General features: G+C 30.9%; 13 protein-coding genes. 3 read left to right on the forward strand and 10 right to left on the reverse strand.

Annotated elements, in window-relative coordinates:
* The 8 genes from ACFV9Q_RS29030 to ACFV9Q_RS29065 all read right to left on the reverse strand — a co-directional run.
* A partial coding sequence (locus ACFV9Q_RS29030; RefSeq protein WP_377237293.1) for a phage integrase SAM-like domain-containing protein occupies positions 1-559 on the reverse strand: 559 nt, incomplete at its 3' end.
* Between the two features lie 55 nt (positions 560-614).
* The gene (locus ACFV9Q_RS29035) at positions 615-950 is read right to left on the reverse strand and encodes a hypothetical protein (RefSeq protein WP_002439251.1); all 336 of its coding nucleotides are present in this window, start codon (positions 948-950) and stop codon (positions 615-617) included.
* 1 nt (position 951) lies between these two features.
* Positions 952-1,467 carry a hypothetical protein gene (locus tag ACFV9Q_RS29040; RefSeq protein ID WP_002439252.1) on the reverse strand — a complete coding sequence of 172 codons (516 nt, stop codon included), beginning with the start codon at positions 1,465-1,467 and terminating at the stop codon, positions 952-954.
* Positions 1,468-1,535: 68 nt separating this feature from the next.
* Positions 1,536-1,730, reverse strand: a complete 195-nt coding sequence (locus ACFV9Q_RS29045; RefSeq protein ID WP_002439253.1) for a hypothetical protein — start codon at positions 1,728-1,730, stop codon at positions 1,536-1,538.
* 72 nt (positions 1,731-1,802) lie between these two features.
* Positions 1,803-2,246, reverse strand: a complete 444-nt coding sequence (locus tag ACFV9Q_RS29050; protein WP_002439254.1) for a hypothetical protein — start codon at positions 2,244-2,246, stop codon at positions 1,803-1,805.
* Position 2,247: 1 nt separating this feature from the next.
* Positions 2,248-2,766, reverse strand: coding sequence for a hypothetical protein (locus ACFV9Q_RS29055; protein WP_002439256.1), 519 nt, complete (start codon positions 2,764-2,766; stop codon positions 2,248-2,250).
* A gap of 15 nt (positions 2,767-2,781) precedes the next feature.
* A complete protein-coding gene (locus ACFV9Q_RS29060) occupies positions 2,782-3,243 on the reverse strand; it encodes an ImmA/IrrE family metallo-endopeptidase (protein WP_002439258.1) in 462 nt (153 codons plus the stop codon).
* A gap of 11 nt (positions 3,244-3,254) precedes the next feature.
* Positions 3,255-3,584, reverse strand: coding sequence for a helix-turn-helix domain-containing protein (locus ACFV9Q_RS29065; RefSeq protein WP_002439260.1), 330 nt, complete (start codon positions 3,582-3,584; stop codon positions 3,255-3,257).
* A gap of 193 nt (positions 3,585-3,777) precedes the next feature.
* Between ACFV9Q_RS29065 and ACFV9Q_RS29070 the strand changes: the two genes are divergently transcribed.
* Together ACFV9Q_RS29070 and ACFV9Q_RS29075 are read left to right on the forward strand one after the other, a co-directional pair.
* Complete coding sequence (locus ACFV9Q_RS29070; RefSeq protein WP_002439263.1) at positions 3,778-4,032, forward strand: helix-turn-helix transcriptional regulator; 255 nt, start codon at positions 3,778-3,780, stop codon at positions 4,030-4,032.
* Positions 4,033-4,437: 405 nt separating this feature from the next.
* Positions 4,438-5,202: a phage regulatory protein/antirepressor Ant gene (locus ACFV9Q_RS29075; RefSeq protein WP_002439267.1), complete on the forward strand. Its 765-nt coding sequence runs from the start codon at positions 4,438-4,440 to the stop codon at positions 5,200-5,202.
* Positions 5,203-5,548: 346 nt separating this feature from the next.
* On the opposite strand, the gene ACFV9Q_RS29080 is transcribed toward ACFV9Q_RS29075, so the two are convergent.
* On the reverse strand, positions 5,549-5,908 hold the full coding sequence (locus ACFV9Q_RS29080) for a hypothetical protein (protein ID WP_002439270.1): 360 nt from the start codon (positions 5,906-5,908) through the stop codon (positions 5,549-5,551).
* Between the two features lie 278 nt (positions 5,909-6,186).
* On the opposite strand from ACFV9Q_RS29080, the gene ACFV9Q_RS29085 reads away from it, so the two are divergent.
* The gene (locus tag ACFV9Q_RS29085; protein ID WP_377237294.1) at positions 6,187-6,492 is read left to right on the forward strand and encodes an AAA family ATPase; all 306 of its coding nucleotides are present in this window, start codon (positions 6,187-6,189) and stop codon (positions 6,490-6,492) included.
* 813 nt (positions 6,493-7,305) lie between these two features.
* Here the strand turns inward: ACFV9Q_RS29085 and ACFV9Q_RS29090 are convergent.
* A complete protein-coding gene (locus ACFV9Q_RS29090; protein WP_002439277.1) occupies positions 7,306-7,836 on the reverse strand; it encodes a GNAT family N-acetyltransferase in 531 nt (176 codons plus the stop codon).
* Between the last annotated feature and the right edge of the window lie 228 nt (positions 7,837-8,064).

An 8,064-nucleotide genomic window follows, 5' to 3' on the forward strand; every position in this document is an offset into this window, starting at 1 on the left:
GAATAGGGGTATCAGATACATACTTTTTTAAATTTACAAAATTTTCTATGCTCATAAACTTTTCATCTTCTTTTTGAGCAGGTATTCGACCTTTAACCATCACTTTATACGTTGGATCCTTGTGAATCAATCCTTCTTGTATAGCGTCGTCTATAGATTGTTTTAAACAATTGTGTATCTTCCTTACTGTTTCTGTAGCGTGGTCATCTCCATACCATTTAATAAATTTACGGTAAAACGTTGTATTCAAATCTGATAGGGTGACATCACTTAAATTTTCATTTTCTAAGAATAACTTAAATTGATTAATAGCATTGTTAAATGTTGCGTAAGCTTTGTCAGAAACCACATTCTCTTTGTTAACCTTTATCCAATCGTTATAGTATTTAATGAATGATGTCTTGTTGTTAATAACTAAACCTCTCATCACTTTGTTTTTGGCTATAGATTCAGCTTCTGTAGCTTCACGTTTAGTTTTAAAACCTTTCTTTTTATATCTTTTGCCTTCATATCCAAAGTCGTAATACCATTTACCATTCGGTTGTTTTCTTACTGACATTTCATTTCCTCCTCGAAAAAAGTAAAAAAATAATAAGGGTACGGTGGTGTACCCTTTATATAAATATATTAACTATTAATCCGATAGCACCGATTATTAAACTCAACCCTCCAATTGCTGTACTTATAGTTATTCCTACGAACCATTTTGTTTGTTTAGCTTCTAAACCGCTTATCTTAGCGTCCATTTTATCGGCCATTCTATTAGGCAATGAATCCAGTTTATCGTCGATACGCTTTTCAAATTGTTCGAACATTTCTTTAGTAATATAGTTTCCGCTCATATTACCACCTCCAGAATCATTTGTTCTTAATTTCGTTGTATCATGTGCATCTGGAATAGTTTTATTAAATTTATTTGCTAGTTCGTTATACTCAATTAATTTATCCATTCTACTCCTCCGACTCAGGAATCATTGGTATTTTAACGCATAGTAATTCATTATGTTGTGACCAAGTCATCCAGTGTGACAAAGTTTCTTCATCTAATTCTGTAAAATCAAACTTTTCAGGTAAAGTGATTATCTTAATTAAAGGATAGTTTAAATACATATCATATTGTCTTTCGACTAGATTCAAGTAGGTTTTTGTAAGAGTTAATTTGAAAGTTTTATAGGATTCTTTCATATCCTCATCATCCAGATTTACTGACCATAAATTATTTAGTTTAAAACCTTTTTGTCCAACTCTCTCGTAATATAATATAACCATAGATATAGCATTACTTTCATCATTTTTATATACTCTATTTAGTCCACTAACTGTGAACTCTATACCCAGTTCAGAACCGTCTTTTAGTCTGTTGAAATCTAATAAAGGATGGTCTTCTTCCTGTCCCGTTTGACCTATATAGAATTTAAAATTGCTTAAACATGGTCTTATTTCACCATCACTATTTGGTGTTTTCATTAATATTCCTCCTTTCGCCCCAAAGTGGAGGGGGATAAAAATAGGGCAAGTGAATGCCTATGTAATAATTAATTGATTGGTTCTACTTCATCTAATATTTCGTTTTGACGTTTTTCCATTGCATTATATTCTTCATCGCTTACATCTTCTTCAAACATTTTATCGGATAACTCGAGGTATTCTTTCTGAAGTTCAGTCTTTTTTTCAGCTTGAGCTTTTTTATTTTTTTCTAATTGTTTATCTACTTCATCGTAATCTATCATGTCTGCTCTGTACCTGAAGAAGATTTAGAAGAACTGGAATTATAATATAAGGATACTAGGTACCCAGTGGAATTATTCTGTGTCTTGTGGGACAGCATCATCTTTAGGTAATCCAGTTTCGGGGTCTAATTGATCATTAGAGTAGGCTTTGTCAGAAGTAGGAACGCCACCCATATCTCCATTGGGTATACCTGTATAACCGTTTTGTTTAGCAACTTTTGCATTAGCACGCATTTGTTCTTCATATGACGGTTCTTGTTGTTGGTTTGCTTGCTGTTCTTGAGCTTGTTGTTGTTCATTTACTTGATTATCTTGCTGTTCATTGCTTTGTTGGTCATTATTATCTGTGTCTTCTTTAGTTTTATCCTCTTTATTTTCTGTTTTCTTTTGCGTTTCTTTTTTCTCGTCTTTTTTAGTTGTTTCTGTCTTATTGTCTTTCTCTTTCTTTTCTTCTTCTTGCCCACATGCGGTTAATACTAATAAACTAGCAAAAATTAAAAAAAGAACCTTTTTCATTCTACATTTCTCCTTTGTTTAGAATTTGCTTTAAAAGTTTGATAATTTCATCATTTTGTTCTAGTAATTTCTTATTTTGTTTTACTATCTCATCATTTTGTGCTATTTGCACATAAGTATTTGTTTTCATATCTTTATAATGAACAAATTTAGCTTGTTCTTTTTGGCTAATATGAGTACCTATACCTATAAGATTGTAAATATCGTCGAAGCTATTCGCTTTATTTTGGTAATAAAAAGCATTAGATGTAATTTTAGTCGGATTATTTATTCCTTGTTTTTCAATGCTTTTTTTATTGTAAGCTTCACTTTTTTCTTGAATGCTAGTAAAATTACTATCCATTCCGATTGCTTTCCTTACTTCTTCGTTAAGCGTAGGGTCATTATTCTTTTGTAAATTAGCCAATCTTATCTGTTCTTCAGCGCTTAGTGAGTCGATTGCTTTTTTACCTTCTTTAGATAAACCACTTTTTATTAGGCCTATAGCGTAACCATTTTTAAAACCTATATTTTTAGACATAAACTTCCTCCTTTTTTATATTTCTTTATATTTAAAAACCCTCAACGGATCAAATGTAATTAGGTATTCTCCGTAGTGAGTACCAATACCATATTTATTTTTGTAATGTTTCAATATTTCTACTATATATTCTTCGCTTAATTGAACATATTCAGCTAGTTCATATAAGTTACTAATACCATAGTTATGCGCCTCCACAATAATGCGCAAAGGTAGGGCATTTTCATACCCGTAACGCCTAGCGTAGTTTTCAAATTTACGGTTGTTGAATTTAGATTGGTCTAAGATGTTTCCATATGTAAGTTTATGGTGTGTTAGTTCTTCGTATAATACCTCAGCTTTACGTGTTTCGGAAAGGTTTCGCTTAATTAAAATTAAATCACCTAACCATAGACCGTGTAGGTCATTAGGCATAACATTTGTTTCTCTGACTTCTATATAATCATGTTTTATTAACATTTTTTCATATAACCCCATAAAAACACCCTTTATTTGCGTTTGCTTCTTATATAATCTGCATAATCTAGCACACGTTGCCATTCTTCATCTGTTAATTCACCTTCAAGATGTGCTGCACGATGTTTTGGTTGTTCATCTTGTTGTTCACTTTTGTCAAAACCAAGTAAGTATTCTGTACTGATACTAAGTGCTTTTGCAAAATCTTCTGTACGATTTAACGGAAATTCTCTAGTTAAGTTTAAATAACGTGATACAGCAGATTTAGCAACTCCTACACGACGAGCTAATTCACTAAGTGACATATCTTGTTCTTTCATAGCTGATTTAATTATTGTGATTATTTCATCATTATTTCTCATTTTAAGTATCTCCTGAATAAATTATTTGTTCTTTCATGTGAACAATTAGATTATAGCATCGTTCCCAAATGAATACAATATATAGGTAGAAAAAATCTTTTTGAATTTTTTAGAGCAAAAAGTGTCGACTAACGGGAACGTAAGATGTTAAGTTATATACAGTTCTCAAAAGAGAACGAACGGAGGTGACGACATGGTACTTAACTTAAAAAGATTGAGAGCAGAAAGAATAGCTTGCGGAATAACTCAAGATGAGATGACACAAATGATGGGGTGGAAAACAAGAACTCCATATGCTAAAAGAGAAAACGGGATTGTAGATATTGGAGCGAATGAGTTTATTAAAATGGCAAAGATATTAGGCTACGAAACAAATAATTTAGATATTTTTTTACTCAAGACGTTCCTGAAAAAGAACAACAAACAAATTAAGGAGGAATTCAAATGAAAGAAGAAAAATTAAATGGGATTTTAAAAATAATAGAAGGCATGCCTAAATACGAGTGGGACAGAATTGCACATGAAGTTAACAAAGCTTACAGCCATAAGACCGTCAAGGTAGAGCTTGACAGTCATAGCTGTAAAACAATTAGAAAATCACTTAGTTAAAACTTGAACGAAACTAGGGTGGATTCGGTAATTCACATTATCAATTTTAATGTTGATGTAGTTGAAATTGAACAAGTTATCGATTTGTTCTTTATACCAAAGGTTTACATCTGTATATGCGTTATCAATTACAACATCATTTGATTCAGATAGATTTACCCATTCGCCAAGTAAACAAGCATAAACGTTTTTCATAAAACCACCTCCTTTTATAAGGAGTATAGCAGAAAGGAGTAATAAAAATATGCAAGCATTACAAAAAATTCAAATTGAAAACAACTCAGAAGTAGGAGCAGTTGTTTCTAGTCGAGTGATTGCTCAAGAACTAGAAAAAAAACACGCTCATGTAATTAGAGATTTAGAAAAAATTTTACTCAGCCCAAATGTGGGTTCAGTAATAATTCCTAACGAATATAAAGATAGTACTGGTAGAAAATTGAAAGAATATTTACTAACAAAAGATGGTTTCACTTTATATATGTTCAACATTCAAGGTCATAACGATTTCAAGATGGCGTATATCAATAAATTTAACGAAATGGAAAAACAACTCAAACAACCTGTTGCAAGTTACATGATAGAAGATCCTGTAAGACGTGCTGAGAAATGGATTGAAGAACAGAAAGAAAAAGAAAAGTTGCTTGAGCAGAACTCAATACAACAGCAACAAATTGGCGAGTTAAAACCCAAAGCTGACTATGTGGACGAAATATTAAAATCACCCGGAACGATGACTATCACACAAATTGCAGCTGATTATGGTTTGTCTGCACAAAAGCTTAATAAATTATTACATCAAGCGAGATTACAACGTCGTGTAGGTAAACAGTGGGTGCTATACATCGAAAATATGAACAGAGGATATACAAAGTCGCACACAATTGAAATAGTCCGTTCATATGGACATCCGGACACTCAACCACAGACGCGTTGGACTCAAAAAGGCAGATTAAAAATTCACGAAATCATGACTGATTTTGGTTATGAAGCAGAAGTTACGGAGGTATGAGACATGACAAAAACATGGTGGACTATGGAAGATTTGGAATATGAAACAGGTCGCAATAGATATTAGTTAAAAAGAAACATTCTAGAAAATCCACAATTTAAAAAAGAAATAGAATAGTTTTCACATTATCCAATCAACAACAATAATCAATTCAGATTCATAGGTAGCAAGATGAAACAATTTCTTGAGGATAATTTCAAAAAGATATTTGGATAGGAGGTGTATAGCCATGTTAAAGAAACTAAAAATAGCACTCCTAATCGTCATCTTGGCGGAGGAGATTAGAAGTGCTACTAATAAACCGACATATAAAGTAAATGTTGATACTGATGAATTAATTAAAAAACTAAAGCCCTTTGAATAAATTATTAAAAGTATATTCACCTAGAGCTTTTTCGTACATCTCGTGCCAAGAATTAAACCTAGTATTTCTTTTTACGTAATGATTCCAATCGTTAGTTTGCATTACTACATTGAAATCTTCTTGGCTATGAACGTCAAGATTGCTTGCTTCTATAAATTCATATATATCAGTTTTGTTTGTGTATTTTTTCATGAATTCTGTAGAAAATAAATCATTAAAATCTACATTTGAAGTGCCATTCATAGACTGCGCATTAGAACCCATTCGCTTTAAAGCTCTAGAGAAATCTTTATTGTTTTTACTCATCATTACCCCCCAATCTAACGCAATAGCGATAACCACATTATACACGAAAGGAATGGTTATTATGCCTGAACATATTCAACAAATGTTATTTGATTTCGCATTAGAAAGAGGATATATCGAAAAACTTTTAGAAATGAAAGAAGAGGATGATAAATGAAATATCTACTAAGCTACATGACGATGTTCATTGCAATGATCATCACATTACTTTTAAGGTGGTTTCACAACAGTATTAGGAATTGCAATGTTAACACTTATCTTTAGCACATTCTTTTGGGAAAAGTGGCTTGAGATAACAAAAAAGACTGAAAGACGTGCCAACGCCTAACAGTCAGAATTTAATCAAAATATACGGGGTAGTCAATATGAAACAGCTGAAAATAAAGAAAATATCAATTGAAAATTTTGCAGGTTTAAAAAATCAAGTTTTTGAATTTAATGGCAATGATGCAAGAGTATACGGTGTTAATGATACAGGAAAAACTACAACTGCTACAGCACTACAATGGCTTTTATTTGATATAGGGCTTGATGGTTCAACTAAATCATTCACCCCTGTTCCTTTAGACGAAAACAACAAAGAGGAATACGAGTTAACCCGTACTGTTTCCGTTCATTAGTAAAAATCAGTTTAATTCTGATTAACTAAATTACGCTAGAACGTTGATGTATCAACGTTCTTTTTCTTTATACAATAATAAAAAAGACAATTTCTATATTATTTCAATAGAAATTGTCTTTATTTACTTATCCTAGAACTTTATCTTCCGGACTCTTTCTATGCATATCTATGGTTTATATTCTATTGTCTTAAACTTAACCAAAAAATAAACATCAAAAGTAACAATAACAAACTTGATTTTTGTAAAATATAGATATCTTCAAATTTTTTAAATCATTCAAGCTAATATATTTATCTATCCTTATTTTAAAAAAGAACGTTATTCCTATATAGGATCAAGTCAAGAAGAAACTCGTTTTCAATCGTTTCAAAACCCTCTTAAATTTTGGGCTTACTTTTATTTATTTTTCCTACTTTTACAACTAAATAAATAGCATTAACAACCATCACAATAGTATATGGAATTAATATATATGGATTATCAGATTGATATACAAAAATTAACCCAAGTAAAAAAATGGAATTTAAGATAGTTGCTATAAAATAACCTTTATCTAATACTGTGTTTTTATCCAAAATAAGAACTCCTTTTTTAGGCAATGTTAACATAACTGCTTTATTGACGTTGAGCCTTCGAAAACTCTTAACAAACTAAAAACTTGTCGAATCGTTGGCTTAATAGCTCACGCTATGCGACATTTGTCTTCAAGTTTAGTTAAGAGGCTTCTTCTCAACATTAATAAATTTTCTCGGCATAAATGCCTAGTCTTTATTTATTCAGTAGATTTAAAAACTAAGATAAATAAATTTTTCATTCAAAAAAAGCATCTGAATATTGAATTATCCCAGAAGTTTTATCCAAAGCATTTTTCTTTAATTCAATAGCCATTAAAAATTCGTCTGGTACTTCAAAAGGGGCTTTAATACCCCAGTTAGAAGCTTTTTTAAACTCAAATTTTGGATAATACTCTGAGTGTCCCATCACTATAACCGAATCAAAATTAAGCTTTTCTGCTACTTCTAAAGATTTTTGTATCAAACTTTGACCTACGCCTTTATTTTGATAATTAGGTAAGACAGAAACAGGCGCTAAAGCTAATGATTCTATAGATTTCTCACCTTTAACAATAAAAATTTTAGATACCAATATATGACCTATAATTTTATCTCTATGTAATGCTACTAAAGATAAATCTGGAATAAACTCATCAGAATTTCTCAAACTCGCAACTAATCTATGTTCACTCTGATCACTATATTCTTCATTAGCAAACGCTTCTTTTACAACTTCTTCAGTAATCTTATAATCTTCCTTTTTTTCTTTCCTAATAAAAAAATTCATTCTCTCTCTCCTTATCCTAACTCTTATTTAAGTTAAAAGATTTATAAAATAAATATCAATTTATCCAAGAAATATATCAATTAATACTTTTAGAACTAGAAGATTTATATAATAAAATTTATTTACATAACCTAGTTTTATTAGATAAATCAACAACTAATATTTTAGTAAATTAAGAATGAAGAAAATAAGAGAAACGTACCAAAGATGTAGTTCGATAAGTTGAGC

It is taken from the genome of Promicromonospora sp. NPDC059942 (genome assembly GCF_042731755.1).
Lineage (GTDB): Bacteria > Actinomycetota > Actinomycetes > Actinomycetales > Cellulomonadaceae > Promicromonospora.

Coding starts and splice junctions, on each gene's coding strand:
- ACFV9Q_RS29035 (WP_002439251.1), bottom strand. CDS start 950: ATGGATAAATTAATTGAGTATAACGAACTAGCAAATAAATTTAATAAA.
- ACFV9Q_RS29040 (WP_002439252.1), bottom strand. CDS start 1,467: ATGAAAACACCAAATAGTGATGGTGAAATAAGACCATGTTTAAGCAAT.
- ACFV9Q_RS29045 (WP_002439253.1), bottom strand. CDS start 1,730: ATGATAGATTACGATGAAGTAGATAAACAATTAGAAAAAAATAAAAAA.
- ACFV9Q_RS29050 (WP_002439254.1), bottom strand. CDS start 2,246: ATGAAAAAGGTTCTTTTTTTAATTTTTGCTAGTTTATTAGTATTAACC.
- ACFV9Q_RS29055 (WP_002439256.1), bottom strand. CDS start 2,766: ATGTCTAAAAATATAGGTTTTAAAAATGGTTACGCTATAGGCCTAATA.
- ACFV9Q_RS29060 (WP_002439258.1), bottom strand. CDS start 3,243: ATGGGGTTATATGAAAAAATGTTAATAAAACATGATTATATAGAAGTC.
- ACFV9Q_RS29065 (WP_002439260.1), bottom strand. CDS start 3,584: ATGAGAAATAATGATGAAATAATCACAATAATTAAATCAGCTATGAAA.
- ACFV9Q_RS29070 (WP_002439263.1), top strand. CDS start 3,778: ATGGTACTTAACTTAAAAAGATTGAGAGCAGAAAGAATAGCTTGCGGA.
- ACFV9Q_RS29075 (WP_002439267.1), top strand. CDS start 4,438: ATGCAAGCATTACAAAAAATTCAAATTGAAAACAACTCAGAAGTAGGA.
- ACFV9Q_RS29090 (WP_002439277.1), bottom strand. CDS start 7,836: ATGAATTTTTTTATTAGGAAAGAAAAAAAGGAAGATTATAAGATTACT.